Below are 25,519 nucleotides of genomic sequence, written 5' to 3'. Positions count from 1 at the left end.
CGCCGAGCTGGCGCGGGCTGCCTGATGGCGCTTTTGCCCGAAGACCTGCGCTGAGCTACCCGATCAAATCCCGGCCGCGTGTCGCGACCGGGGCCCGACAGCTCAGACCATTTCCTGGTCGCGGGCCAGCATCGCCGCCTGGGTGCGGTTCTTGGCGCCCATCTTGCGGCACAGCGTCTTGACGTGCAGCTTGACCGTCACCTCCTGGATGTCGTGGTCGAGCGCGATCTCCTTGTTCGACTTGCCTTTGCTGATGCCTTCGAGCACCTGCCGCTCGCGCGGGGTGAGCTGGGACATCGCCGGGTTCACCGCCTCCTTGGCGGTCATGAAATCGACCGGCACATAGGTCTCGCCCATCACCATGAACTTGACCGCATTGGCCATCGAGCGCGCCGACATGGTCTTGGGCAGAAAGCCCGCCGCGCCGGCGGCGAGCGCCTCCTCGGCGACGCTCTTGTCGGCGGTGCCGGAGATCAGGGCCACCGGGTTGCCGCCGCTGACCTCGAGCGCCGCCTTGAGCCCCTCGAGCCCCTTCATGCCCGGCATCCGGTAATCGAGCAGCACCAGCTCGAACGGGCCATTGGTGGTGATCTGCGTCATCGCGGCATCGAAGCTGGCGCTTTGCGTCGCCTTCATGCCGCAATCGCGCTCAAGATAGCCGGCCATCATCTCGCGTACCAGGTCGTGGTCGTCTGCGATCAGGATACGCATGTTCAGTCCTCTCGGTGTCGTCCTGCCGTGGCCCCATGTCGAACCCCCGGCCCATGATAGCAGAATCGATAATGCGGGAAACGGTCGATTCCATGACCTTCCGCGGGCCGGTGCGGTCATTCGTGCCGGATTGGGGCCCTGACGTCACGATCCGGGCGGTCGTGGCGAAGGGCGTTGGTCTTTGCCGCCCTCATCGTGCATTCTGCCGCGAGATGACGGGCAAGCAACGAGGCCACCGGATGAACGCGACCCTGAGATGCGCCGTGGCGGCGCTGATGCTCTCGCAGACGATGGCGGGCGCGGCCCGGGCCGAGATGACGCCGGGGACGCTCTCGGTCGGGCGCGAGGGCGAGGCGCACATGCTGTTCGACCTCGAAGCCCTCGATGCCCTGCCGCAGGTGAGCTTCGAGACGGCGACGGTCTGGACCGACGAGATCCAGTCCTTCTCCGGGGTGCCGGTGGCGGTGCTTCTCGACGAGGCCGGCCTGTCCGAGGCGATCGGACAGGAGGGCGGGGTGCTGCAGCTGGCGGCGCTGAACGATTACAAGGTCGAGATCCCGCTCGACGAGATCACGCCCGAGCTGCCGATCGTCGCCACCCGCATCGATGGCGAGACGGTCTCGGTCCGCGACAAGGGGCCTTACTGGCTGGTCTACCCCTATGATCTCGACGCGCGCTACCGCCGCGAGGAAATCTACCACCGCAGCATCTGGCAGCTGGCGCAGATGACCGTGCTGGAATGAGCGCGCGGTGGTGAGGCCGGACGCGGCGCAAGGAAAGGCCCGGCGGCGGCGGCTCAACATCCGCACCGGGCTCGGGATCGCGGCGGCGATCGTCCTGACGATGGTGCTGTCGCTGGGCTGGATGCTGGGCCGGCAGATCCACATGCTCGACAGCGCCTGGACCGACAACACCCAGTGGACCCTGGCGCAGCTCGAGCTCGAAAACGCGATCTTCGCGCGCGATGTCATGGCCGAGGTCGCCAGCGACACCCCCGACATCGACGGGCTGAAGCTGCGTTTCGACATCATGGTGAGCCGTCTCGGGCTGGTGCGCAGCGGCGAGATCGGGCGCTCCTTGCGCGAACATCCCGAAGTGCCGAGGCTCCTGACCTTCATCGACGCCTATGTCGAGGAGGTCGACCGGCTGCTTGCCGGTGAGGTCGACCGGGCGGCGCTGCGCGAGGTCTACGAGGCGACGCTCGAGGTGCAGGCGCACAAGCGCGACCTGTCGCTCAACGGCCTGGACATCCTCGCCGAAGAGGCCGAGGCCCATCGCCACGAGGTGCGCCGGCAGGCCGAGTTCACGGCGCTGGCGGGCGGGCTGCTGCTGATCCTGCTCGGCGCGCTGTTGCGGCTCATCGACGTGCAGCGCCGCCGGGTGATGGAGCGCGACCGGGTGCTGTCGCAGACCGCCGAACGGCTCGCCTCGGTGATCGGCTCCTCGCTCGACGCGATCGTCGTGGTCGATCACGAGGGCTCCATCACCGAGTTCAACCCGGCGGCCGAGGAGATCTTCGGCTGGCGCAAGGAGGAGGTGATGGGCCGCCCGGTCTTCGAGACCATCGTGCCGACCGACCGGCGCGCGGCCTTCGCCGAGCGGATCCGCAACTTCCTGCGGCTGGGCAAGGGCGAGCTGATCGGGGCGGGGCGGCTGGAACTCAGCGCCCAGCGCCGCGATGGCGAGGTGTTTCCGATCGAGGCCGTCCTGACCAGTGTCGACGGCCCGAAGGGGCCTCTCTTCATCGGCTACATGCGCGACATCACCGATCTCAAGGCCAGCCAGAGCCGGCTGATCGACGCGCGAGACGCCGCCGAGCGCGCCGACAGGGCCAAGTCGCGCTTCCTCGCGGTGATGAGCCACGAGATGCGCACCCCGCTCAACGGCATCATGGGGGTGCTCGATCTTCTGGACACCACCGATCTGGACGCGGATCAGCGCCGGCAGGTCGGCGTCGCGCTGGCCTCGGCCGAGATCCTCCTGCAGCTGGTCAACGAGTCGCTCGACATCACCCGCATCGAGACCGGCGAGGAAAAGGTCGAGACCCTGCCCTTCGCGCCGGGGCCGATGCTGCAGCGTCTGCTGTCGGTGCTGCGCCCGCTCGCCGCCGAAAAGGACCTGCCGCTCGAACTGGAGGCCGACGAGGCGGATCTGGGAACCTGGTATGCGGGCGATCCGAACCGCGTCGCCCAGGTGATCACCAACCTGATCGGCAACGCCATCAAGTTCACCGAGCGCGGATCGATCACGGTCAGGCTGACGCTCGGGGCGGAAGGGCTCGACATCGAGGTGCGTGACACCGGGATCGGCATCGCGCCGCAGGACATCGAGAAGGTCTTTGCCGAATTCGTGAGCCGGGCGCGCCCCGAGGGGCGGCAGGGCCGCAGCGACGGGCTGGGCCTGGCCATCTCGCGCCGGCTGGCGCGGCTGATGGGGGGCGACATCATCGTGCAGAGCAGCCCCGGCAAGGGCAGCGTCTTCCGGCTGGAGCTGCCGCTGCAGCGCGTGCCGCCGCCGCTCGATACGCCCGAACCCAACGCGATTGTTCCCGTCACCGAATCCGCGCGGCTCTCGATCCTCGTGATCGAGGACAACGCGGTCAACCGCATGGTGCTGCGCGGCATGTTGCAGAAATTCGGCCATGCGGTGAGCGAGGCGCAGAACGGGCAGAAGGGGGTGGAGCGGCTGAAGGCGGAGAGCTTCGACCTGGTGCTGATGGATTTCGAGATGCCGGTCATGGGCGGGATCGACGCCACCCGCGCCATCCGCGAGACGCTTCCCGCCGACCGGCAGCCGCCGATCATCGGCCTGACCGCCCATGGTTCGGTGAGCGCCCGCGCCGCCGGTCTCGGGGCGGGCATGTCGGAGGTCTATGCCAAGCCGCTGCGCCTGCCGGTGCTGCGCCGTGTGCTCGCCGAATTCGAAGGCTCCGCCGCGGTGCCGGATGCGCAGGCGGGCCATGCCGCGCCAAGGCCCGAACCGGCCGCGCGGGCCGAACCCGAGGCGGGGCTTATCGACATCGACGATTTCGACGAGATGGCCGAGATGCTCGGCGCCGAACAGCTCGCCCGCGCGCTGGAGCGGTTCGAAGCGGAGTGGCGCGAGGCGGAGCCCCGGCTCGTCGGCGATGCCCCGGCCGAGGACAGCGTCGCGGCGCTGGCCCACAAGCTGCGCGGCGGCGCGGCGATGCTCGGCATGAGCAAGCCCGTGGAAACGCTGGGGGAGATGGAGCGCCGCGCGCCGGCGCTGTTCGAGCGGGGCGAGATCGGCCGGCTCGATTGCCAGATCACGCGCACGCTCGACGTGGCGCGCCGCCGCCTCGCGGCACTTGAGACCGAGGCGGTCGGCTCCTGACCGACCGCCTGCGGCACAAGGGGCAAAGCGGGGATCAGCCCTCGATCCGCGCCGCCATCAGCGCGATCGCCTTCTGGTAGACGCCCGCGGCGTTCCATTCCTGGATCACCCGGAAGTTGGGCTGCCCCTCCTGAAAGCCCGCCCCCGGCTGCCAGCCCTTCTGGCGCAGGTAGTTGGCGGTCGAGGCCATGGCGTCGGTCAGGTTGGTGAGATCGACCCGGCCATCGCCATTGCCGTCCACCCCGTAGCGCAGGATGTTGCCGGGCAGGAACTGCGTGTGGCCCAGCTCGCCATGCATCGCGCCGATCGAATTGGGCGCGATGGCGCCGCGATCCACGAGCTTGAGCGCCGCCAGCGCGTGGCGCGAGAAGAACTCGGAGCGGCGGCAGTCATAGGCCAGCGTCGAGATCGCGGAGAGCACGTTGGAATCGCCCATGAAACCGCCAAAGCCGGTCTCCATGCCATGGATCGCGATCAGAACGCCCGCGGGCACGCCATACTGGTTTTCGAGGCTCTGCCAGAAGCCGGGATTGGAGGCGAGCTTCTGACGGCCCTGCGCCACGATGGTATCGGCGCCGCGCACCTGCATGAACTTGTCGAGCGAGTAGTCGAAGCTCTTCTGGTTGCGGTCGGCATTGATCGTGCGCTGGGCATAGCTGGTATTGGCCAGCGCGTTCAGCCCGGCCTGGCCCACGCCCTGCGCCGCCGCCTCGGTGGCGAATTCCTGCTTCCAGCGGTCGAAGCCCGATGCGTCGTTGCCGCAGGTGGCGGCGGCGGCGGAGCTTGCGCCGAGACCCAGCGCGAGAAGGGTGGAAAGCACGTGTTTCAAGAGATAACTCCCGTAAATTGGCATCGGCCGCTGGGCGACCGGGGTTTTCGCTCCATCTAGCCCGGGCCAATGCAGCGGCAATGTGAAGGGGAGAGACGATCATGCGCGCCAGCCTTGCAGGAGCGGCTCTCGCCCTGATGCTCGTCGCGGCCTTTCTGGCCGGGCGATACGTCACCACGCCCCAGACGGCGGCGCCCGCGCCACTGCCGCCGGGCCCGGCCAGTCTCGAGCCCGAGGAATCGCGCACCATCGCGGTGTTTCGCGCCGCGCGCGACAGCGTCGTGGCGATCACCACCTCGGCCCGCGTGGTCGATCCCTTCACCCGTCGGGCGGGCGAGCGGCCCTTGGGCTCGGGCTCGGGCTTCCTGTGGGACGAGGCGGGCCATGTCGTCACCAATGATCACGTGATCAGCGAGGCGAGCGGCGCCACGGTGCAGCTGGCCGATGGCCGCTCGCTTCAGGCGCGGGTGGTGGGCCGCGCCCCGAGCCATGATCTCGCGGTGCTGCGCATCGCGGCGGAGGATCTGCCCGGCCCGCTGCCGCGCCCCGAACCGGGGCAGGGCGCGCTCGAAGTGGGGCAGTCGGTGCTGGCGATCGGCAATCCCTTCGGCCTCGACTGGACCCTGACCACCGGCATCGTCTCCGCGCTCGACCGCGACCTGCCGGGCGACCGGGGCCGCACGATCCGCGGGCTGATCCAGACCGACGCCGCGATCAACCCGGGCAATTCCGGCGGGCCGCTGCTCGATGCGCGCGGGCGGCTCGTCGGGGTCAACACGGCGATCTTCTCGCCTTCGGGCGCGAGCGCGGGCATCGGCTTCGCCGTGCCGGTCTCCACCGTGGCGCGGGTGGTGCCGCAGCTGATCGAGACCGGCCGCTACAGCCCGCCCTCGCTGGGGCTCGGCTTCGACGCGCGGATCAACGCGGCGGTGAACCGGCAGGGGCTTGCGGGGGCGCTGGTGCTCGATGTCGCGCCGGGCTCGGAGGCCGCGCGCAAGGGCATCGCGCCGGCGCGCGTGGCGCGCGGGCGGCTCCTGCCCGGCGACGTGGTGGTGGCGCTCGATGGCATGGCAGTCACCGGGCTCGACGATCTTCTGGGGCTGATCGACCGGCGCCGGCCCGGCGAGAGCGTCACGCTGACCCTGTCGCGCAATGGCCGCAGCCGGGAGGTCACGCTCGAGCTGCTGGCAGGGCGCTAGAGGCGCGGCGCGGCCAGGCGCCCGCCGAGCATCGCCGCGAAGAGCCCCGCCAGCGCCAGCACGCCGAGCACAAGCTCGCCATTCGCGGCGCGCGCCATCTCGGCCAGCCCCGGCACCGCCCGTTCGAGCACCTCTGGCGCAAAGATCGCGAGCCCGGTCACCGGCACCAGCAAGAGCGCCCATACCCCGACGCCATGCAGCGCCGCGGCCCGGCGGCGCACCGCCCCCGAGAGCGAGGCCGCGCTCCAGCCGCCGCCCGCCAGCGCCAGCAGCGGCAGCAGCGCGAGAGCCGGGTCGCCATGCTCCGCCAACCGCGCCTCCATGCCGCGCCAGATCAGCACCAGGGGCACCATCAGCGCCACCCCGACCAGCCCGCCCGCCAGTATCGCGCCCCAGGCGGCGCGTTCGAGGCGCGGGGCGGGCTCGTCGGTCATCAGAAGCGTGCCGCGGGTGGTGGGCATTCGTCTAAGGGGCTGGCTCATTTCGGGCTCCTGTCCTGCACGGACAGACTAGCCCGAACTGTGCCCCTCCGATCCAGCCCCCAAGCCCGCTTGCGCGCGATTTTTTCGTGCGCTCAGTCCCGCTTGCCCGCGAAACGGACCTGCCAGCCCTCGCGCTCCTCGTCGGTGATCTTGCGGAAACTCACCTCGGGCACCGCGAAGCCGTGCCCCGCTTGCAGGGCCGACAGCGCCTGCGCCACGTCGCCGGGCCAGGCGTCGTCCTCGGTCTTCATCGCCTGCATGAGCTGCGCCGACGCGTCGGGAATGAAGGGGGCCGAGAGCACCGCGTAGAGCCGGATCAGGTTGAGCGCGAGGCGGATCTGCATCGCCGCCGTCTCGGGCTCGGTCTTGAAGGTGGCCCAAGGGGCGGCGTCCTGCAGGTATTCGTTGCCCGCCACCCAGATGCCGCGCAGCTCCATCGCCGCCTTGCGCACCTCGATCGCGTCCATGTGGCCCTCATAGGCCCGCAGCCGGCGCTCCAGATCGGCGATGAGCGCCGTCTCGCGCTCGCCATGCGCGCCGCCCGCCGGAACCTCCTCGCCGAACTTGGAGCGGCAGAACTTGGTGACGCGGCTGACGAAGTTGCCCAGCACGTCGGCGAGATCCTTGTTCACCGATTGCTGGAAATTCTCCCAGGTGAACTCGGCATCCGAGCTTTCGGGGGCGTGCGACAGGAGCCACCAGCGCCAGTAATCGGCGGGCAGCACTTCGAGCGCCTGATCCATGAACACGCCGCGGCCGCGGCTGGTCGAGAACTGGCCGCCATCATAATTCAGGTAGTTGAACGACTTGATGTAATCGACGAGCTTCCACGGCTCGCCCGAGCCGAGGATGGTCGCAGGAAAGCTCAGCGTGTGGAACGGCACGTTGTCCTTGCCCATGAACTGGGTGTAGCGCACGTCGTCCGCGCCGCGATCGGTGCGCCACCAGCGCTCCCAATCATCCCCCTTGCCCGCATCGACCCATTCCTGCGCGCAGGCGATGTATTCGATCGGCGCGTCGAACCAGACATAGAAGACCTTGCCCTCCATGCCGGGCCAGTCTTCCTCGCCCTTCTTCACCGGGATGCCCCAGTCGAGATCGCGGGTGATGCCCCGGTCCTGCAGCCCGTCGCCGTCATTGAGCCACTTCTTGGCGATCGAGGTGGTCAGCACCGGCCAGTCGCCCTTGCTGTCGATCCAGTCCTGCAACTGGCCGCGCATGCCGCTTTGCTTGAGATAGAGATGCTTGGTTTCGCGCGGCTCCAGATCGGTCGAGCCCGAGATCACCGAGCGCGGCTCGATCAGGTCGATGGGGTCGAGCTGCTTGGTGCAGTTGTCGCACTGGTCGCCGCGCGCGCTCTCGAAGCCGCAATTGGGGCAGGTGCCCTCGATGTAGCGGTCGGGCAGGTAGCGGCCATCGGCCTTCGAATAGATCTGCGTCTCGACCCGCTCCTCGATCAGCCCGGCCTGATCGAGCCGCGCCGCGAAATGCTGCGTCAGCCTGTGGTTCTGCGGGCTCGACGAGCGGCCGAAATGATCGAAGGAAAGTCGGAAGCCGCGCGCGATCTCGGCTTGGGTCTCGTGCATCTCGGCGCAGTATTCGGCCACCGGCTTGCCCGCCTTGGCGGCGGCGAGCTCGGCGGGGGTGCCGTGCTCGTCGGTGGCGCAGAGAAACATGACCTCGTGGCCGCGTCCGCGCTGGTAGCGCGCGAAGAGGTCGGCGGGCAGCTGGCTGCCCACCAGATTGCCCAGATGCTTGATCCCGTTGATGTAGGGGATGGCCGAGGTGATGAGATGCCGTGCCATGCTGCTGGTGTCCTTCGCTGCGTCCGCGGCCCCGTGTAGCGATCCCGCCCGGCTTAGGCCAGTAGGCGCGCGCTTGCCGAGCGGGCCGCCGCGCTCTACCTCTGCGCCTCGCAGCCGGGCCATGCGTCCGGCCCGAACACAGGAAGGCCCGACATGAAGAAGATCCCCCTTGGCCGCAGCGGCATCGAGGTCAGCGAATGGTGCCTGGGCACGATGACCTATGGCAGCCAGACGCCGCAGGACGACGCGCATCGCCAGCTCGACATGGCGCTCGAAGCGGGGATCGACTTTCTCGACGCCGCCGAGATGTATCCGGTCAACCCGGTCAAGGCCGAGACGGTGGGCCGCACCGAGGAGATCATCGGCAACTGGATCGAAAAGACCGGCAAGCGCGATGCCTACCGGATCGCCACCAAGGCCTCGGGGCCCAATGGCGGCTTCGTGCGCGACGGCAAGGGCTATGATGGCGGCAATATCCGCGAGATCGTCGAAGGCTCGCTCAGGCGGCTGAAGACCGATGTGATCGACCTCTACCAGCTGCACTGGCCCGAGCGTGGCTCCTATCACTTCCGCCAGTACTGGGGCTTCGACCCTTCGGGGCAGGACCCCGCGCGCACCCGCGATCACATGGACGGGGTGCTGGCGACGCTCAAGGATCTCGTCGCCGAGGGCAAGATCCGCGCCTTCGGTCTTTCGAACGAGAGCGCATGGGGCACCACCCGCTGGATCGACCGCGCCGAGGCGCAGGGCGGCCCGCGCGTCGCCTCGGTCCAGAACGAATACTCGCTGCTGTCGCGGCTCTACGACACCGACATGGCCGAGATGGCGGTGAACGAAGACGTGCTGCTGCTGTCCTATTCGCCGCTCGCCTGCGGCTATCTCACCGGCAAGTACCAAAACGGCATCCCCGAAGGCTCGCGGCTGGCGATCAACGGCGATCTGGGCGGGCGCAAGACCGACCGGGTGATCGGCGCGACGCAGGCCTATCTCGACATCGCCGAAAAGCACGGGCTCGACCCGGTGCACATGGCGCTGGCCTGGCAGCGCACGCGGCCCTTCCCGGTCTGCCCGATCTTCGGCGCGAGCAACACCGATCAGCTGGCACGCATCCTCGCGGGGCGCGAGGTGGTGCTTTCGGACGAGGTCGTCTCCGAGATCGACGCGGCGCACAAGCGCCACCCGATGCCCTATTGAGGCAATGGCGGAGCGCGTGCCAGACTTCGCGCTCCGCCTCCAGCCCGCCCGGCGGGGCACCGGCTGCGAGGGCCATGCGACAATTCGGAGGATCCCGTGACCGCCATCGCCTCCCTGCGGCGCTCCTGCAGCGCGATGCCCGCCTTCGCGGCGCTGCTTTGGCTCGCCGCCTGCGGCGGGGCAAAGGCGCCCGATCCGGCGGCAGGCCCCGCGTTTCGCGACACGACCGCGCCGATCGCTTCGAGCCTGCGCGGCGCGGCCCCGGATCTGAACGGCGACTGGCTGGTCGCCGCCGCCTATCCGGGCGGCCCGGTCCGGGCGGGCGAGCGCATGACGCTCGAACTGGAGGCCGGGGGCGGCGTGGCGCGGATCACGGGGGGCGGGGCGGCGCGGCTGCTGCCGGTGGTCGCGCAGGGGCGCGGGCGCTTCGAGGCGGGCGGCGCGCCGTGGTGGCTGCTCTGGGCCGATGACGGGTTTCGCACCGCCGCGTTCGGCGCGCCCGACGGGGCGCATGGCTGGATCATGCACCGCCCCGGACAGGCCGCGGCGGACCGGGCGCGGGCGGCGCGCGAGATGCTCGATTTCAACGGATACGACACCGGCGCGCTCGAGGCCGCCAGGGGAGGCTGAACCATGGTGGCATCGGGGGCGAGAACGGCGGCGGTGGTCGGCGCGGGCGTGATCGGCGGCGGCTGGGCCGCGCGGTTCGCGCTGATGGGCTGGAACGTGCGCGTCCACGACACCGACAAGGACGCGCAGCCACGGGTCGAGGCGGTGATGGCGCGCGCCCGCGCCGCCATGCCGGGGCTGTGGGACGTGGCGCTTCCCGAAGAGGGGGAGGTGAGCTTTCACGAGGATCTGGCGGAGGCGGTGACCGGCGCCGAATGGATCCAGGAAAGCGTGCCAGAGCGGCTCGAGCTCAAGCACGAGGTCTATGCCGCCATACAGGCCGCCTGCACCGAAGCCGCGATCATCGGCTCCTCCACCTCCGGCTTTCGCCCTTCCGAGCTGGCCGAGGGCGCGGCCCGGCCCGGCCAGATCGTCGTCGCGCATCCCTTCGACCCGGTCTATCTTCTGCCGCTGGTCGAGATCGTCACCGGGCCGGGCACGGGCGATGCGCGGATCGAGCGCATCCGCACCACGCTGCGCGACATCGGCAGCCACCCGCTGTTCCTGCGCCGCGAGATCGACGCGCATGTCGCCGACCGGCTGCTCGAGGCGGTCTGGCGCGAGGCGCTCTGGCTGGTCTCCGACGGGGTGGCCGAAACCGCCGAGATCGACGACGCGATCCGCTATGGCTTCGGGTTGCGCTGGGCGCAGATGGGGCTGTTCGAAAGCTTTCGCATCGCCAGCGGCGAGACGGGCGTGCGGCAGGCGCTGTCGCAGGCCGGCGCGGTGCTCAAGGGGCCGTGGAGCAAGCTGACCGACGTGCCGGAGCTGACCGAGGAGCTGATCGAGACCATCGCCGCGCAATCCGACAGCCAGTCGGGCCGCCGCGCCATCGCCGAGCTGGAGCGGATCCGCGACGCCAATCTCGTGGCGATCCTGCGCGGGCTCAAGGCGCGCGACTGGGGCGCGGGGCGGCTTCTCAACGCGACCGACCGGCGGATCGGCGGTGCGCCACAGGGGCTCGACGCGATGTCGCTCACCGGGCCGCTGCCGACAGGGGCGCGCGCCGTGCCGCTCGACTGGGCCGATCGCAACGGTCACATGACCGAGCATCGCTACCTGCAGGCCTTCGGCGACGCGACCGACCGCTTTCTGGCGCTGGTCGGCTGCGACGACGAATACATCGCCTGCGGCCAGAGCTTCTTTACCGCCGAGACCCATATCCGGCACCTGGCCGAGGTGCGCGCGGGCGGGCAGATCACGATCGACACGCAGCTTCTGCTGGCCGAGGGGCGCCGGGCGCGGATATTTCACCGGATGTGGGAATCCTCGCGGCTGGTGGCCACGGCCGAGCACATGCTGGTGCATGTCGATCTCGAAAGCCGCCGCGCCGCCGCCCCGCCCGCCGATCTGCAGGAGCGGCTGGGCCGCGTGGCCAAGGCGCATGCCCATCTGCCCGCGCCCGAAGGGGCGGGGGCGGCGGTCGGGCGGCCGATCTCGCGCAAGGGCGCCGAAGAGGCGGAATGAGCCTGCCGCATCAGAGCGGCGTGTCCTGCTCCATGGTGCCGTGAAAGAACGGCACCGGGCGCGCGGGGTCTGGGTCGTCCAGCCGGGCGCGCAGCTCCTGCAGCGCCAGCTGCGTGATCCGCGGCAGATCGAGCCCGTCGCTGCGCGCCAGAGGCACCCAGTGCAGATGCGCCAGCTCGTCCTCGGCGCGGGTGAAATCGTCGGGGTCGCTGGCGAGGCGCTCGGCCGGGGCGAGGAAGAACCGCGCATCGAAGCGGCGCGACTGGCCCGGCGGCGTCACCGCCCGGAACACCGGCACGAGCGCGGCCGCATCGGGGCGGTGGCCGCTGCGCGCGAAGCCGCGCCAGCCGGGGGGCGCATCGGGCCAGTCGGCTGGCCGACCGAGGATCTGGCCGGTTTCCTCCCACAGCTCGCGGATGGCGCAGGCCGCCAGCGGCCCGGTCTTGTTCCCGAAGCGGTCGGCGTGATGCGCGGGCAGCGGTGCTGCGAAGGGCACGGTGGCATCCACCGGATCGAGCGCGCCGCCCGGAAACACGTATTTCGACGGCATGAAGGCCGCCCGCGCGCCGCGCCGCCCCATCAGCACCGACGGGCCCTGCGGCGTCTCGCGCAGCAGGATCACCGTCGCCGCGTCGCGGATCGGCGCGGGAGGGGGCATCAATGCACCTTGCCGAAACCGTGCATCCGCCGCGCCCACTGGATGCCCACGACCACGCCCTTGAGCCGGGGCAGAAGATAGAGCGACAACGCCACCGCCGCCACGGTCAGCACCGTGGCCATGACCAGCGGATCGGGGCGGAACCGGGTGAAGCCCACATGGATCACCGGGGCCAGCAGATGCCCGACGATCAGGATCGTCAGATAGGCCGGCCCGTCATCGGCGCGGTGGTGGCACAGCTCCTCGCGGCAGACCGGGCAGCGATCGACCACCTTGAGATAGCCCTGGAACAGGCCGCCTTCGCCGCAGTTCGGGCAGCGCCTGCGAAAGCCGCGCAGCATCGCGGGCCGCGACGGGCGATCGTCGGCTTCGGCGTCTGGCTGGTGGACGGGCTCGCTCATCCGGGGCTCCTCGGCTGGTGGCGTCTCCCCTTCACATGCGCGCTTCGCGGCCATATTGAAAGACCGGAGGGCCGGGTTGCGGCGCGATGCCGCGTGTCGGCCCGAGAGGGCGGCCCCCGCGAAAACGGCCCGCCGCGTCCTGCGCGACGGGCCTGTGGCCGGTACGTGAGTGCAAGAACCGGCCATCTTTCGAAGGGCTTACTCGACCGCGGGCAGCAGCACGCCGTCGATCACATGGATCACGCCGTTCGACTGCCTGACATCCGCCACGGTGACAGTGGCGGTGCGGTCCTGGCCATCGGTGATCATGATGGTGCCGTCATCGCCTTCCGAGACGGTGAAGGTGCAGCCGCCCACCGTCTCGACATCATGCATGCCGCCGTCATCCGCGATCATGCCAAGGATCGCATCCGACATCGCGTTGGCCGCGACGACGTGGCAGGTCAGGATCTCGGTCAGGCGGTCCTTGTTCTCGGGCTTGAGCAGATCGTCGACCGAGCCTTCGGGCAGGGCGGCGAAGGCGGCGTTGGTCGGCGCGAAGACGGTGAAGGGGCCGTCGCCCGACAGCGTCTCGACGAGGCCCGCGGCCTTCACGGCGGCGACCAGCGTGGTGTGATCGGCCGAGTTCACTGCGTTCTCGACGATGGTCTTCTCGGGGAACATGGCGGCGCCGCCGACCATCGGGTTGCCGGTCTCGGCATGGGTTTCGGCCAGCGCGGCCGTCGAGGTGAGGGCGATGGCGGTGCCGGCGAAAAGGGTCCTGAGGTTCATGCTGTCGTCTCCCTGACATGACCGGAAGGCATGCGCGCCTTCCGTGATGCCCCCAGACACGGTGGCGGGAGAGGGCCGGTTGCAAAGGCGCGCATCACGCTTTCGTGATGCCTTTGCCGTCGAGCCAGCCGGGCAGGCCGCCGATGTCCTCCAGCACGAGATCGGCATGGGGCGCCAGCGTCCCGCGCCCCGCGATGCCGCTCAGCACGGCGATGGCGGTCATCCCGGCGGCGCGGGCGGCGTGCAGGTCGTGCAGGCTGTCGCCGATCATCGCGCAATCGGCCGGGGCAAGGCCGAGAGCCGCCGCGCAGGCCAGAAGCTGGCCCGGCGCGGGCTTGCCGCCGAAACCGCTATCGGCCCCGGCGACGAAGCCGAAGGCCGCGCCGAGCCCGGCGGCGCCGAGATGGGCGCGGGCGGGGGCCTCCGCATCATTGGTCACGAGGCCGAGCGCCAGCCCCCGCGCCGCCAGATCCTCGAAGAGCGGGCCGAGCGGCACCGCCGGCACCTGCGGCGCGCGCGCCGCGCGCGCGTTCATCCGCGCGATCAGCGCCGCGCGGTCCTGCCCGGGCAGAAGCGGCAGCATCCGGTCGGCGATCTCGGGGGGCGTGGCGGCGATGACGATGCTGTCGGACGAAAAGCGCCCGGCCTGCATGTCATATCCAAGGGCCGCGGCGAGCGCATGGGTCAGCGCCGCATCGCCGCCCGCCTCGGCCTCGATCATCCCGCGCGACCAGCCGCCCCATGTGGCCTGGAAGTCGAACAGCGTGCCGTCCTTGTCGAAGATCAGCGCGGCGGGGCTCATGTCCAATGCATGCGCGACGGGCCCGCCAGCACCAGCATGGCGAGATGCGGCTCGTCATAGCCATAGCCCGCCATGTCGCAGAATGCGGTGACCCATTCGTCGTCATTGGTCAGGAATTCGAGCACGGAGGCCTGGAAATCGGGCTCCGCCGCCCGGTCACGCAGATCCTCGGCGGCAGCACCCGTGGCGCCGAGAAACACCGGCCAGAGCTCGTCGTTTCCCGCCAGCCAGCCCAGCGCCCCCAGCGCGATCACCTCGGCACGTTCCCGCTTCATCCTTGCCTCCTTCCGGCCCGTGAAAGCATTTGTTAACCATTCTTGACGACCCTTGAAACCGGGAGTGGGCACAAGCCTGAATTCGTCATCGGCGGTCCTTCGTTCGGATGGCCGGTCGGAGGGCATGGGGCCCGAACAAGGACATCTGCATGTCGGGTCGCATCCTTATCGTCGATCATGCCGGAACGGGACGGGCTCTCGACGAGGGCGCGCTCGGGGCCGTCGGCTTCGACTGCCGCCATTGCGACGGCTTCGACGCGGCGCTGTCGCAGCTGCCCGATCCGGCGCTCGACCTGGTCTTCGTGGCCACCGGCGCGGGCGCGCCCGGCGGGATCGGCGCGGTGCTGGCCTTTCTCGCCCGGCTGCGCATCGGGGCCGAGGGCGCGCGGCTTCCGGTCATCATTTCCTCGCCCCCCTCCGGGGCGGGGCAGCGCCTCGCCCTGCTGGAGGCGGGGGCCGACGAGGTGATGGTACCGCCGGTGCCGACCGTGCTGCTGCAGGCGCGGCTGCGCAACCTGCTGCGCGCGCGCGATACAGAGGCCGAGCTGGCGCGCCGCGAGGCGACCCACCAGGCGCTCGGGTTTTCCGAAGGCGCGGCGGGCTTTGCGCCGCGCCAGCGCATCGCGGTCATCGCGCCGCATGACGGCGCGGGCGCGATCGCGCATTGCGGCCTGCCGGGCCCCCTGCGGCATGTGGACCCCACCGCCTTCTTCGCGGCGGCCGATCACGAGGAGGATCTCTTCGTCATCGATGGCGCGGCACCGGGCCGCGACGCGCTGCCCGCGCGCGAGCTGCGCCGGATCGTGGCGGAGCTGCGCAGCCGGTCGGCGACACGGCGCGCGGCCCAGCTCGTGCTGCTGCCCGACGCGGCGCGCGAGGCGGCGATGCTGCTCGACCTGGGCGCCGACGACACCGTCTCCGCCTCGGTCGGGCCGGACGAGATCGCCCACCGCGCGCGCCGCCTGCTGCGCCGCAAGCTTCTGGCCGACCGCCTGCGCGCGACCGAGCGCTACGGGCTCGAAGCGGCGCTGACCGATCCGCTGACCGGGCTGTGGAACCGGCGCTATGCGCGGCCGCATTTGGTGCGGCTGATCGAGGGCGCGCAGGCCCGCGACCGCTCGATCGCGGTGATGCTGCTCGACATTGACCTGTTCAAGGCGGTCAATGACCGGCATGGCCATGCGGCGGGCGACGAGGTGCTGGCGCAGGTGGCGGGCCGGCTGCGCGACGGGCTGCGCCCGGCCGACCTGCTGGCGCGGATCGGCGGCGAGGAGTTTCTCGTGGCGATGCCCGACACCACGCTCGAACAGGCGCGCACCGCCGCCGAACGGCTGCGCCGCCGCATCCGCGACGCGCCCTTCGCCATGGGCGGCGGGCTGTCATGCCGGGTCACCGTCTCGATCGGCGTGGCCTTGGGGCCGCGCGGCACCGGCACCGGCATCGGCACCGGGACCGGGGCAGAGGCCGAGGCCGAGGCGCTGATGCGCCGCGCCGATGCGGCGCTCTATGCCGCGAAGGAAACCGGCCGCAACCGGGTCACCGTCAGCCTGAGCGCGGCCTAGGCCGCGGCGATGCTGGGGGTGCCGTGATCCGGTAGGACAATGGGGCCGGATCGCCCGTCTCGCGTCGGCGCCCTTCATCGGCAGCCTGCCGCTCGGGCCCATGGCGCGAACGCGCGGAGGATCGCCAAGGCCGGCCCGTGCATGGCGCCGCGCCTTGTGCTTGCCACATTCATTCTGCGAATTGCCGCAAACGCATTCGAGGATAGCAGATGAGACGATCTTTGATGGCCGCGGCGGTCGCCGCGCTGCCCGCCTTCGGGCTTGTGCCCGGCTTCACCGGCCTTGCCGCCACCGCTGCCAGCGCCGCCACCACGGGCTGCGTCCTGCCCGAGGAGGCCAATGCCAAGGCGACGCGGATCGCCGCGGGCCTCAATGCCTTTCGCGCCTCCGAGGGGCTGCGCCCCGTGTCGCATGCCCGGGAACTGTCGCGCGCCGCGCAGACCCAGGCCTGCGACATGGCCAGCAGCGGCAGTTTCAGCCATCGCGGCAGCGACGGCTCGAACCACCGCGCCCGGGTCGAGCGCACCGGCTACTGCGCCGGGGTGAGCGCCGAGAACCTCGCCTGGGGCTATCCGCGCGCGCAGCAGATCATCACCGGCTGGCAGGGCTCGCCCGGCCACAGGCAGGTGATGGCGCTTGATCGCGCGCAGGAGTTCGGCGTCGGCATCGCGCAGGGCGCGAAGGGACCGGTCTGGGTGCTGGTGATGGCGCAGCCCTGCTGACGCCCTAGCCGGTGATCTCCAGCGGGATGGTCACCGGCCCGTCATTGACCAGCGCCACCTTCATGTCGGCGCCGAAACGCCCGGTCTCGACCGGCACGCCAAGTGCCGCCAGCTCCTCGGCCAGCGCGGCATAGAGCCGCTCGCCGATCTCGGGCGCGGCCGCGGCGGAAAAGCCGGGGCGGTTGCCGGTGCGGGTGTCGGCGGCCAGCGTGAACTGGCTCACCACCAAAGCCGCGCCGCCGGTGTCGATGAGCGAGCGGTTCATCCGGCCCTGATCGTCGCGGAAGATGCGCAGCTTGGCGATCTTGGCGGCCATCCGCGCGGGCAGGGCGTCGCTGTCGCCCTGCATCGCGCAGGCCAGCACCAGCAGGCCCGGCCCGCAGCGGCCCACGACCGCGCCATCGACGCTGACGCTGGCCTCCGAGACGCGCTGGATCAGCGCCTTCAAAGCTCGTCGGCCCAGGGCGGGTTGGCGCCGGCGCGGCTGACGGTGATGGCGGCGGCCTGCGCGCCCAGCGCCAGCGCATCGCGAATCTGCGCCTCGGTGAGCGTGTCGATCGCCTCCTTGGTGAGCAGCCCCGCGCGGTGCAGGCTGACCAGCACCCCGGCGTTGAAGGTGTCGCCCGCGCCGACCGTGTCGGCCACCTCGACCTTGTGCGAGGCGACGCTGACGGTGTGGTCGTCGGTATAGCCGGTGGCGCCCTTGGCGCCTTCGGTGATGCAGACCAGCGCCGGGCCCTTGGCGAGCATCCTGCGCGCGAGATCGGCGGTCTCGCCCTCGCCCTCGAGCCAGTGCAGATCCTCGTCCGAGACCTTCACGATGTCGGCCCGCGCGATCATCCGGTCGAGCCGGGCGCGGTAGCTTGCTTCGTCGCGGATGAAGCCGGGGCGGATATTGGGGTCGATCATGGTGACGCGAGCCTCGCTCTCGCGCGCCTGCAAAGCCTCGTAGGCGGTGCCGCAGGGCTCGACCACGAGGGAGATGCCGCCGAAGAACAGCGCATCCGCCCCCGGCTCGGGCAGGTCGTCCTCGCTCAGCATCCGCCCGGCGGTGTTCTCGTCGTAGAAGCTGTAGCTGGCATGGCCGTCGGCCAGCGTCACGAAGGCCAGCGTGGTCGGCCGGTCGGAGATATGCGCCGGGAAGGTGTCGACCTTCGAGGCCTCCAGCGATTCGCGCAGCAGGTCGCCGAACATGTCCGAGGAGATGCCCGAGAAGAAACCGGCGGGCGCGCCCATCCGGCCCATGGCGATGGCGGTGTTGAACACCGCGCCGCCCGCATAGGGCGCGAAGGCGGTCTCGCCACTTTCGGTGCGACGGGGCAGCATGTCGATCAGGGCTTCGCCGCAGGCGAGGATCATTCCGTTTCCTTCCGGATCTTGGGGCATCGGGATCGGCGCGGACAATGCCGCCTGACACGGGGTCGTGCAAGCGGGCTCACTGGTTGAGATAGCCGAAATAGCCCAGGATTGCAGCCGCGATCAAAGCGGCGATCACCGCGAGCGCGATCTTCCACTTCGAATAGGGCCGCGCGCCCTGCACCTTGCCCGAGCGGGCATTGACCACGAAGGCGTAGCTTTGCCCGCGGTAGCGATAGGCGGCGGTCCAGACCGGCAGCAGCACATGCTTGAAGGTGACGTCCGAGATCCGCGTCTCCATCGCCTCGATCCGCTGCTGGTCGCCGCCGATATCGGCGCGCACATCCGTGCGGATGACGTCCTCCATGATCCCGCGCGCCTCCTCATAGGCCGCGTCGAGTTCCACCTGGTAGCCCTCGGCCATGAAGCCCGCCACGTATTCGGGCCGGTAGGGGGTCAGCGCCGGAAGGTCCCAGGGCCCGAGCCTGTCGGTATGGGCCTTGGGCAGGGAGGTCGAGCCGAGCACGAGGATGTCGTCGAAGAAGCGCGCGACCCGGCCGCGCACCCGCCGCCAGCGGATGCGCGGCTCGCTGACCTGGGTGGGCTTGCCGTCGCGCATCACCGTGCGGGTGACGTAATAGGTGTCGCCGCGCTGGCCGCGATAGGCGGTCTCGGTCTGCGCGTCGAAGGTCCAGAACGGCACGTAGATGCCGTTCATCCGCCGCCCCTTGCGGGCGTATGCCCTGAGCCCGTTCGGCGCGAACCACAGGCTGCCGAGCCAGCGCGTCAGCGCCTCGTGCGCATGCGCCTCGTCGACCTCGAAGGGCAGCAGCGCGCGCGGCTTGATATGACGATGTGTGCCGGTATCGGCGACCACGGCGGTGTCGCAATAGGGGCAGCGCGTGGCATGGGTGCCGGGCGCGAACTCCACCTGCGCGCCGCAATTGGGGCAGGCGGCGATGCGCGTCTCCTCGATCTCGGAGAGCGGCACCTCGCCGCGCCGGGCGCTTTCGAAGTCGATCTCGCGCGTGGCCTCGGGGTCGCGCAGCGGCGCGATCGCCTCGTGGTGGCCGCAATGGGTGCAGACCAGCTCCGAGGTGCCGGGGGCGTAATGCATGTCGCTGCCGCAGACCGGGCAGGGAAAGCGGTGCTCCTCGACGACCTGCGCGGGCGCGGGATCGGCCAGACCGGTCATGCGCGGCTCATGGGACGGCGCACGACGAAGCTCACGGGGCGGGCGGCGGCGGCGGTGGCATCACGGTGAAGAGCTGCGCCAGCTCGTCCACATCCTCGGCCCGCTTCCAGCCGTCCTGACCGGCGGTCCAGACATGGGTGTCGCGGCCAAAGCCACCCTCGGTCACCATGCGGCCCAGACGGGCCTTGGAGAACGGGCCCGAAACCTCGCCATTCACCGCCAGATGCCAGACATGCTCGGCCGGGGGCGGCGGTGGCGGGGGCGGCGCGGCCTGCGGGGGCTGCGGCTGTTGCGGCTGCTGCTGCGCGCCGGGCATCGGCCCCCATGGGCCTTGCCCCGCGACCATGCCCATGCCGAAGCCCATGCCGGCCCCCATCGTGCCAGAGGGGTTGGCGGCGGCGGTGGTCATCGCCTCGGCGGCGGAATACTGGCCGAAACGGTTCAGATCGCCGACGATCCCCATCGAGGTCCGCTTGTCGAGCGCGCGCTCGACCGCATCGGGCAGGGAGATGTTCTCGACGTAGAATTCGGGGATCTCCAGACCGTATTGCGCGATCACCGGGGAGATGGCCTCGCGCACCACGCGGCCCAGATCGCCGGTATTGGCCGCCATGTCGAGCACCGGGATGCCCGATCCCGCGAGCACCCGGCTTGCCTCCTGCACGACGATGTTGCGGATCTGGTAGGAGATTTCCTGCGTGGTGAATTCGCCATCCGTGCCGACGATCTCGCGCAAGAACAGCGCCGGGTCCGCAACCCGCATCGCGTAGGAGCCGAAGGCGCGCAGCCGCACGGGGCCGAATTCGGGATCGCGGCACATCACCGGGTTCTTGGTGCCCCATTTCTGGTTGGTGATCCGGGTGGTGTTGACGAAGTAGACCTCGGACTTGAACGGCGAGCGGAAGCCGTGGTCCCAATGCTGCAGCGAGGTCATGATCGGCATGTTGTTGGTCTCGAGCATGTAGAGACCGGGCTTGAACACATCCGCCAGCTGGCCCTCATGCACGAAGACCGCCGCCTGCCCCTCGCGCACGGTGAGCTTGGCGCCGTACTTGATCTCGTGGCCCTCGCGCTCGAAGCGCCAGACCATGGTGTCGCGGCTGTCATCGGTCCAGTGGATGACGTCGATGAACTGGCCGGAAAGGAAATCGAGAATGCCCATGAATCGTCTCCTGTCGTGAGGGTCAGCTGTTGCCGCCGACCAGTTCCGCCGCGATCCGCCGCGCGATCGGCGCGGCCTCGACGGCGCTCATCCCGGGGCGAAGCCGCGGGTCGTAGAGCATTTTCAGCAAGAGCTCGTCATGCCGCGTCAGCAGGCCGAACTCCTCGTCGTCGTTGAAGATCGAGGGGCGCGCCTGCGGGCTGTCATTGGCCAGCCCCATGCCTTGGGCCAGCTCCTCGTGGATGCAGGCAAGGCGCAGCATGTCGGGATGCTCGCCCCGGATCAGCGCCACGGCGCGGCTGTAGGTATTGCCGCCATCTTCCGAGAAGGCGATGACGAGGCACAGCGTCGAGCGCGACGGGTTCAGGAAGGCGCGCACCGAGCTTTCGGCGATGCCCGGCACCATCTGCTTGAGCTTCGCCTCATAGCCGAGCCGGTCCTCCTCGTTGAGGATCAGCACCGAGAAATTGCCCTCGCCCGCGGTCTGGCCGATCGGCACGCCGGTGAGCCGCGACAGCCGCGCGGCATAGGCCGCGACGGCATTGCGGTCGCGCGCGCGCTGCTTGGCGGGGACGGTCTCGCCGAACTGCACATCCATGCGGATCGGCGTCTCCCAGCGGCGCAGGCGGCTCATCGTCGCCTCGGCGCGCAGGTTCGCGCCATCGGCCACGTATTCGTCGTAAAGCGCGATGCGGATGAAGTTGCGCGCCAGCATCGTGTCGGTGAAGGGCGTGTCCGGCCCGCCGCCATCGCCGCGCAACAGGCCCTGGGTCACGAGGTCGGATTGCAGCCGCGCGTAATGCTGCGACAGGGCCTTGCTCGCCGCCGAGCGCGCCGGGTCGGGGCTGGCGGCGGGGCGCGGCTGCGGCGCCGGGGTCGCCTCCGGGGCGCTGGGGGTCGGCGCCTTGGCCACCGGCTGGTTGCGCGGCGGTGTCACGGGCACGAGCTCGACCTCAGGCGCGCAGCCCGCCGCGAATGCCAGGACCGATGCCCCGAGGATCATGCCGAGCGACCGCACCCCCATGCCCCGCTCACCCCCGCGAGGGCGCGGCGGCCCGGCCGCGCGCGGCACCCAGCGCCGATTTCAGCTCGTCTTCCATGCGGCGCAGCTCGGCCTCGGCCTCGGCGCGCTTGCGCTTGCCCTCATCGGCGATGTCGAGGCTTTCGTCGATCGTGGCGATGAGGTTGGCATTGGCCGCCTTCACCGCCTCGATGTCGAACACGCCGCGCTCCATCTCGGTGCGGATCGCCTTGTTGGCCGAGCGCAGGTTCTCGGCGTTCGAGCGCAGAAGATCGTTGGTGAGATCATTGGCCTCGCGCACGGCACCCGCCGCCGCCGCGCCGCGCTGGATCGTCACCGCCTGCGCCAGCTGCGTCTCCCACAGCGGCACGGTGTTCACGAGGGTCGAGTTGATCTTGGTGACGAGGCTCTTGTCGTTCTCCTGCACCAGACGGATCGAGGGCAGGGACTGCATCGTCACCTGCCGGGTGAGCTTGAGGTCGTGCACCCGGCGCTCCAGATCGTCGCGCGCGGCGCGCATGTCGCGCAGCTCCTGCGCGGCCATGACCTGCTCCTCCTCGGGGGCGGCCTCGACCCGGGCCTGCTGCGCCGGGATCTCGCTCTCGTCGATCTCCCTCAGCCGCGCCTCGCCGGCGGCGATGTAGAGCGCCAGCTCGTCATAGAAGGCGAGCGTCTTGTCGTAGAGCACGTCGAGGCTCTCGATGTCCTTCATCAGCGCGTGCTCGTGGCGCAGAAGCTCGTCGGTGATGCGGTCGATCTGGCCTTGCACCTCGCGGTAGCGCTCGGTGAACTTCGCCAGCGGCTTGGCGCGGCCCATCAGCCTGTCCCACAATGAGCGTTTGCGGTTCGGGTCGAGCTCGCCCACGTCGAAGCCGCGGATCGTGGCGACGATGTCGCGCAGGCTGTCGCCCGCCGGGCCCACATCCTTGTTCTGCACGCCCTGCAGCATCGACTGGCTGATCTGCTGCAATTCGGCCTGCGCGCCCGAGCCGAAGCGCACGATGGAATTGGTGTCGCCGAGGTCGATCTCGGTCATCCGCTTGCGGATCTCGGCGCTTTGCTCGGGCGCGGCCGCCTCCAGCGTCAGCTCGGGCGCCGGGTCGGGCAGGCGCGCGTCGTTCAGCACCTCGATCTCGGTCATGCGGGCGGCCGCCGCGTCGCGGGTCTTGTCGGACATCACTCGTTCCCTTCTTCAGACTTCGCCACAACGCCCTCGCGCGCCAGGCGATCCCGCAACACCCGGATCTCGATATCCATGTCGGTCCGGTCCGAAAGCAGCATCGTCTCGGTGCGGGCCGCGAAGTTGGCGTCGAGATCCGTCAGGAGCGATTCATACTCGGCCCGCGCCGCGCTGTCGCGGTTTCGCTGCCAAAGCTCCGCGAATTTCACCGAAGCGTCGCGCGCGCCCATCAGGTAGACGCCGAGATAGCGCCGCGCCTGCGTCAGGTCGCGCGGATCGCGCTCCACGGTGCGGATCATCTCGCGCGCGCGGGCCTGAAAGGCGGTGACGCGCTCGTCGAGGTGGCGGTCGCGCAGGCCCGAGATCGCCTCGCGCATCTGCGCGAGATAGCTCTCGGCCTCGTCGACCACCTTGGCCACCCGGTCCTGCTGGTGGTCGTCCACCCCCTCGATCCGCTTGTCCGACATCGGGTCGATCCCGAAGGAGGCGACATGCAGCCCCGAGGCCGCGAGCCCGTAGAGCGCGGCACCGACGATCCCGCCATCGCCGGACCATGCCGCGAGTGCCACGCCGAGGCCGGTGAGCCCCGAGGCCATCATCTTGCGCGGCCAGGCCGGGCGGCGCGCCACGGCGCGCGCACGCCATTCGGCCTCGGCCCGAAGCCCGTCGCGCAAGAGGAACGCCGCCGCCGCGAGCACGCCCGCGCCCGCGAGCCCCGCGACGAGACCGGCAGGCCCCGCGCCGAGCGAGAACAGCGCCAGAAGGGCGGGCGGCACGAAGAGCAGGTTCACCCGCGCGCCCGCCGGGTCGATCCGCGGCGCATCGCGCGGATCGGGGGCGGGGGCGGCGGTGCCGTCATCGCTCTGTCCGGGGCTGTAGCGCCCGCCGAAGCGCCGCGCCATCAGCCGGCCCCCAGCAGGCCGGTGGCGGTGCCGGCCATCAGCGCCAACAGCACGATATAGGCGATCGTCCGAAACGGGGCAGGCATGGCATCCTCCTGTGGGACGGGCGGCGCGGCGCGCCGTCGCGCCAGGCCGCGCAGCGCCTTGAGCGCCTGGCCGCCGGCAAAGACCAGCGCGGCGGCGATGAGCAGCAGCAGGACAAGTCGCATCATGGCCCGTGAATTCCTTGGTCAGTCCTCTTGGATAATAGGGGCCATGCCACGCGTTTTCGAGAGGCGCTCAGCGTTTGGGCGGTTTCGGCCCCCGCCCGCCGGAGGGCGCGCCGCGCCCCGGCTGCGCCTTCGCGGCCTGCTTGCGCGCGCCGCCCGGCCCCCTGGGGCCGTCCTTGCCGCCACCACGCACAGCGGGCCTGGCGCCGGGGCTGCCATCGGGGCGGCGGCGCTGCACCTTGGGGCCGTCGCTTTCGCCCAGCTGCTCGCGCAGCACCTTGGGCCGGATCTCCTCGACTTCGCCGGGCTGAAGATTGCCGATCTGGAACGGGCCGTAGCTGACCCGGATCAGCCGGTTCACCGTCACCTCGAGCGCGGCCATGACACGGCGGATCTCGCGGTTCTTGCCCTCGCGCAGCCCGATCGTCAGCCACGCATTGGCACCCTGCTGGCGATCGAAGGTCACCTGCATCGGCTGGTAATCGACGCCCTCGACCGAGATACCCTTGCGCAGCCGGTCGAGCTTTTCCTCGCTGACCGAGCCGTTGATCCGCACCCGGTAGCGCCTGAGCCAGCCCGTGGAGGGCAGCTCCAGCCGACGCTTCAGCTCGCCGTCATTGGTGAGCAGCAACAGCCCCTCGGAGTTGAGGTCGAGACGGCCCACGCTCATCACCCGCGGCAGGTCGTCCGGCAGCTCGTCGAAGACGGTCTTGCGGCCCTTCTCGTCCGAGGCGGAGGTCACGAGGCCCGCGGGCTTGTGATAGAGCCACAGCCGCGCGGGCTCGGGCGCGGCGAGCGGCGCGCCATCGACGGTGATGCGGTCCTTTTGCGTCACGTTCAGCGCCGGGGAAAAGATCCGCGTGCCGTTCACCTTGACGCGGCCATCCTCGATCATGCGCTCCGCCTCGCGGCGCGAGGCGACGCCGGCACGCGCGAGAACCTTGGCGATCCGGTCGCCCTCTGGGGTGTCGTTCTTGTCCATGCCCCCGCCATAGCCGCTCGCGCGCCCCCTTGCCAGAGCGCAGGCGGGCAGGGCATCAGGCCGCATGCGGTTTCGCTCCCATATGACCCTCGCGCTGACCGAGGCGCGCGCCGCCGCCGCGCGCGGCGAGGTGCCGGTGGGCGCGGTGGTGGCGGATGCGTCGGGCCGGGTGATCGGGCAGGCGGGCAACCGCACGCGCGAGAGAAGCGATCCCACGGCGCATGCCGAAATGCTGGCGATCCGGCAGGCCTGCGCCAGCCTTGGCTCCGAGCGGCTGACGGGCTGCGCGCTATGGGTAACGCTGGAGCCTTGCCCGATGTGCGCCGCCGCCATCTCCTACGCCCGGATCGCGCGGCTGCATTACGGCGCGGCGGACCCCAAATCCGGCGGCGTGGCGCAAGGCGCGCGCGTCTTTTCGCACCCGCAATGCCACCATCGCCCCGAGATCTTCGACGGGATCGCGGCAGGGGAAGCCCAAGCGCTGCTCGCCCGGTTCTTCGCGGGGCTGCGAAATGGGTGAGGCCGCGCGCGGGGCCGGCCATGCGCCATGCGTATTTCAGGAAAGATGAACCGGGGGGCGGCGCGAAAGAATTGATCGCCCGCGCGGGGTG

Annotated in this window: 27 protein-coding genes; 9 read left to right on the top strand and 18 right to left on the bottom strand. The window is 70.4% G+C overall.

What is annotated here, in order from left to right:
• Positions 1-102: 102 nt before the first annotated feature.
• Positions 103-711 carry a response regulator transcription factor gene (locus tag CJ301_RS04165; RefSeq protein ID WP_099274602.1) on the bottom strand — a complete coding sequence of 203 codons (609 nt, stop codon included), beginning with the start codon at positions 709-711 and terminating at the stop codon, positions 103-105.
• Between the two features lie 239 nt (positions 712-950).
• Here CJ301_RS04165 and CJ301_RS04160 point away from each other — a divergent pair, with 239 nt between their 5' ends.
• Both CJ301_RS04160 and CJ301_RS04155 read left to right on the top strand, forming a co-directional pair.
• On the top strand, positions 951-1,454 hold the full coding sequence (locus tag CJ301_RS04160; protein ID WP_099274600.1) for an oxidoreductase: 504 nt from the start codon (positions 951-953) through the stop codon (positions 1,452-1,454).
• A 10-nt stretch (positions 1,455-1,464) separates the two neighbouring features.
• Positions 1,465-4,065 carry a hybrid sensor histidine kinase/response regulator gene (locus tag CJ301_RS04155; RefSeq protein WP_162620412.1) on the top strand — a complete coding sequence of 867 codons (2,601 nt, stop codon included), beginning with the start codon at positions 1,465-1,467 and terminating at the stop codon, positions 4,063-4,065.
• A 34-nt stretch (positions 4,066-4,099) separates the two neighbouring features.
• On the opposite strand, the gene CJ301_RS04150 is transcribed toward CJ301_RS04155, so the two are convergent.
• The gene (locus CJ301_RS04150) at positions 4,100-4,918 is read right to left on the bottom strand and encodes a lytic murein transglycosylase (RefSeq protein ID WP_099274596.1); all 819 of its coding nucleotides are present in this window, start codon (positions 4,916-4,918) and stop codon (positions 4,100-4,102) included.
• Between the two features lie 77 nt (positions 4,919-4,995).
• On the opposite strand from CJ301_RS04150, the gene CJ301_RS04145 reads away from it, so the two are divergent.
• Positions 4,996-6,093 (top strand): S1C family serine protease, encoded by a 1,098-nt coding sequence (locus CJ301_RS04145; protein ID WP_099274594.1) that lies wholly within the window; start codon positions 4,996-4,998, stop codon positions 6,091-6,093.
• Here CJ301_RS04145 and CJ301_RS04140 read toward each other — a convergent pair.
• Both CJ301_RS04140 and metG read right to left on the bottom strand, forming a co-directional pair.
• Positions 6,090-6,575: a hypothetical protein gene (locus tag CJ301_RS04140; RefSeq protein WP_162620411.1), complete on the bottom strand. Its 486-nt coding sequence runs from the start codon at positions 6,573-6,575 to the stop codon at positions 6,090-6,092. The genes CJ301_RS04145 and CJ301_RS04140 overlap by 4 nt on opposite strands.
• A gap of 92 nt (positions 6,576-6,667) precedes the next feature.
• A complete protein-coding gene (gene metG / locus CJ301_RS04135; RefSeq protein ID WP_099274589.1) occupies positions 6,668-8,380 on the bottom strand; it encodes a methionine--tRNA ligase in 1,713 nt (570 codons plus the stop codon).
• A 153-nt stretch (positions 8,381-8,533) separates the two neighbouring features.
• On the opposite strand from metG, the gene CJ301_RS04130 reads away from it, so the two are divergent.
• The 3 genes from CJ301_RS04130 (at position 8,534) to CJ301_RS04120 (ending at position 11,710) form a co-directional block, all read left to right on the top strand.
• Positions 8,534-9,574, top strand: a complete 1,041-nt coding sequence (locus CJ301_RS04130; protein ID WP_099274587.1) for an aldo/keto reductase — start codon at positions 8,534-8,536, stop codon at positions 9,572-9,574.
• Between the two features lie 96 nt (positions 9,575-9,670).
• Positions 9,671-10,204, top strand: coding sequence for a lipocalin family protein (locus CJ301_RS04125; RefSeq protein WP_099274584.1), 534 nt, complete (start codon positions 9,671-9,673; stop codon positions 10,202-10,204).
• Between the two features lie 3 nt (positions 10,205-10,207).
• Positions 10,208-11,710 carry a carnitine 3-dehydrogenase gene (locus CJ301_RS04120; protein ID WP_099274582.1) on the top strand — a complete coding sequence of 501 codons (1,503 nt, stop codon included), beginning with the start codon at positions 10,208-10,210 and terminating at the stop codon, positions 11,708-11,710.
• Between the two features lie 10 nt (positions 11,711-11,720).
• On the opposite strand, the gene CJ301_RS04115 is transcribed toward CJ301_RS04120, so the two are convergent.
• The 5 genes from CJ301_RS04115 to CJ301_RS04095 all read right to left on the bottom strand — a co-directional run bounded on the left by CJ301_RS04115 (position 11,721) and on the right by CJ301_RS04095 (position 14,617).
• On the bottom strand, positions 11,721-12,368 hold the full coding sequence (locus tag CJ301_RS04115) for an NUDIX hydrolase (protein WP_099274580.1): 648 nt from the start codon (positions 12,366-12,368) through the stop codon (positions 11,721-11,723).
• Positions 12,368-12,769, bottom strand: a complete 402-nt coding sequence (locus CJ301_RS04110) for a DUF983 domain-containing protein (RefSeq protein WP_099274578.1) — start codon at positions 12,767-12,769, stop codon at positions 12,368-12,370. The genes CJ301_RS04115 and CJ301_RS04110 overlap by 1 nt, the downstream gene beginning before the upstream one ends.
• 198 nt (positions 12,770-12,967) lie before the next feature.
• Complete coding sequence (locus CJ301_RS04105; protein WP_099274576.1) at positions 12,968-13,540, bottom strand: fasciclin domain-containing protein; 573 nt, start codon at positions 13,538-13,540, stop codon at positions 12,968-12,970.
• Between the two features lie 94 nt (positions 13,541-13,634).
• Entirely contained in the window at positions 13,635-14,342 is a 708-nt protein-coding gene (locus CJ301_RS04100) for an HAD family hydrolase (RefSeq protein ID WP_099274574.1), read from the bottom strand.
• Entirely contained in the window at positions 14,339-14,617 is a 279-nt protein-coding gene (locus CJ301_RS04095; protein WP_099274572.1) for a DUF3572 domain-containing protein, read from the bottom strand. Before CJ301_RS04095 ends, CJ301_RS04100 begins: the two co-directional genes overlap by 4 nt.
• Positions 14,618-14,766: 149 nt before the next feature.
• Between CJ301_RS04095 and CJ301_RS04090 the strand changes: the two genes are divergently transcribed.
• Positions 14,767-16,179, top strand: a complete 1,413-nt coding sequence (locus CJ301_RS04090; protein WP_099274570.1) for a diguanylate cyclase — start codon at positions 14,767-14,769, stop codon at positions 16,177-16,179.
• Between the two features lie 209 nt (positions 16,180-16,388).
• Positions 16,389-16,901 carry a CAP domain-containing protein gene (locus tag CJ301_RS04085; RefSeq protein WP_254050064.1) on the top strand — a complete coding sequence of 171 codons (513 nt, stop codon included), beginning with the start codon at positions 16,389-16,391 and terminating at the stop codon, positions 16,899-16,901.
• Positions 16,902-16,905: 4 nt separating this feature from the next.
• Here the strand turns inward: CJ301_RS04085 and dtd are convergent, their stop codons facing one another.
• The 9 genes from dtd to CJ301_RS04040 form a co-directional block, all read right to left on the bottom strand.
• The gene (dtd, locus tag CJ301_RS04080; RefSeq protein ID WP_099274566.1) at positions 16,906-17,349 is read right to left on the bottom strand and encodes a D-aminoacyl-tRNA deacylase; all 444 of its coding nucleotides are present in this window, start codon (positions 17,347-17,349) and stop codon (positions 16,906-16,908) included.
• Entirely contained in the window at positions 17,346-18,260 is a 915-nt protein-coding gene (locus CJ301_RS04075) for a carbohydrate kinase family protein (protein WP_099274564.1), read from the bottom strand. The genes dtd and CJ301_RS04075 overlap by 4 nt, the downstream gene beginning before the upstream one ends.
• Positions 18,261-18,336: 76 nt before the next feature.
• Positions 18,337-19,452 (bottom strand): primosomal protein N' (replication factor Y) - superfamily II helicase, encoded by a 1,116-nt coding sequence (locus CJ301_RS04070; protein WP_099274562.1) that lies wholly within the window; start codon positions 19,450-19,452, stop codon positions 18,337-18,339.
• A 31-nt stretch (positions 19,453-19,483) separates the two neighbouring features.
• On the bottom strand, positions 19,484-20,614 hold the full coding sequence (locus tag CJ301_RS04065; RefSeq protein ID WP_099274560.1) for an SPFH domain-containing protein: 1,131 nt from the start codon (positions 20,612-20,614) through the stop codon (positions 19,484-19,486).
• A 22-nt stretch (positions 20,615-20,636) separates the two neighbouring features.
• Positions 20,637-21,638, bottom strand: a complete 1,002-nt coding sequence (locus tag CJ301_RS04060) for a DUF2927 domain-containing protein (RefSeq protein ID WP_437438406.1) — start codon at positions 21,636-21,638, stop codon at positions 20,637-20,639.
• A gap of 7 nt (positions 21,639-21,645) precedes the next feature.
• The gene (locus CJ301_RS04055) at positions 21,646-22,812 is read right to left on the bottom strand and encodes a toxic anion resistance protein (protein ID WP_099274558.1); all 1,167 of its coding nucleotides are present in this window, start codon (positions 22,810-22,812) and stop codon (positions 21,646-21,648) included.
• Positions 22,812-23,717, bottom strand: coding sequence for a 5-bromo-4-chloroindolyl phosphate hydrolysis family protein (locus CJ301_RS04050; RefSeq protein ID WP_099274556.1), 906 nt, complete (start codon positions 23,715-23,717; stop codon positions 22,812-22,814). Before CJ301_RS04050 ends, CJ301_RS04055 begins: the two co-directional genes overlap by 1 nt.
• Positions 23,717-23,929 carry a hypothetical protein gene (locus CJ301_RS04045; RefSeq protein WP_099274554.1) on the bottom strand — a complete coding sequence of 71 codons (213 nt, stop codon included), beginning with the start codon at positions 23,927-23,929 and terminating at the stop codon, positions 23,717-23,719. The genes CJ301_RS04050 and CJ301_RS04045 overlap by 1 nt, the downstream gene beginning before the upstream one ends.
• 67 nt (positions 23,930-23,996) lie before the next feature.
• The gene (locus CJ301_RS04040) at positions 23,997-24,908 is read right to left on the bottom strand and encodes a pseudouridine synthase (protein ID WP_099274552.1); all 912 of its coding nucleotides are present in this window, start codon (positions 24,906-24,908) and stop codon (positions 23,997-23,999) included.
• A 64-nt stretch (positions 24,909-24,972) separates the two neighbouring features.
• On the opposite strand from CJ301_RS04040, the gene CJ301_RS04035 reads away from it, so the two are divergent.
• Positions 24,973-25,428, top strand: a complete 456-nt coding sequence (locus CJ301_RS04035) for a nucleoside deaminase (protein WP_099274550.1) — start codon at positions 24,973-24,975, stop codon at positions 25,426-25,428.
• The last annotated feature ends 91 nt before the right edge of the window (positions 25,429-25,519 follow it).

The organism is Limimaricola cinnabarinus, assembly GCF_002723615.1.
GTDB classification, from domain to species: domain Bacteria; phylum Pseudomonadota; class Alphaproteobacteria; order Rhodobacterales; family Rhodobacteraceae; genus Limimaricola; species Limimaricola cinnabarinus_B.
The sequence above is the reverse complement of the archived record's forward strand: the minus strand, read 5'-3'. Positions and strand labels throughout refer to the sequence as shown.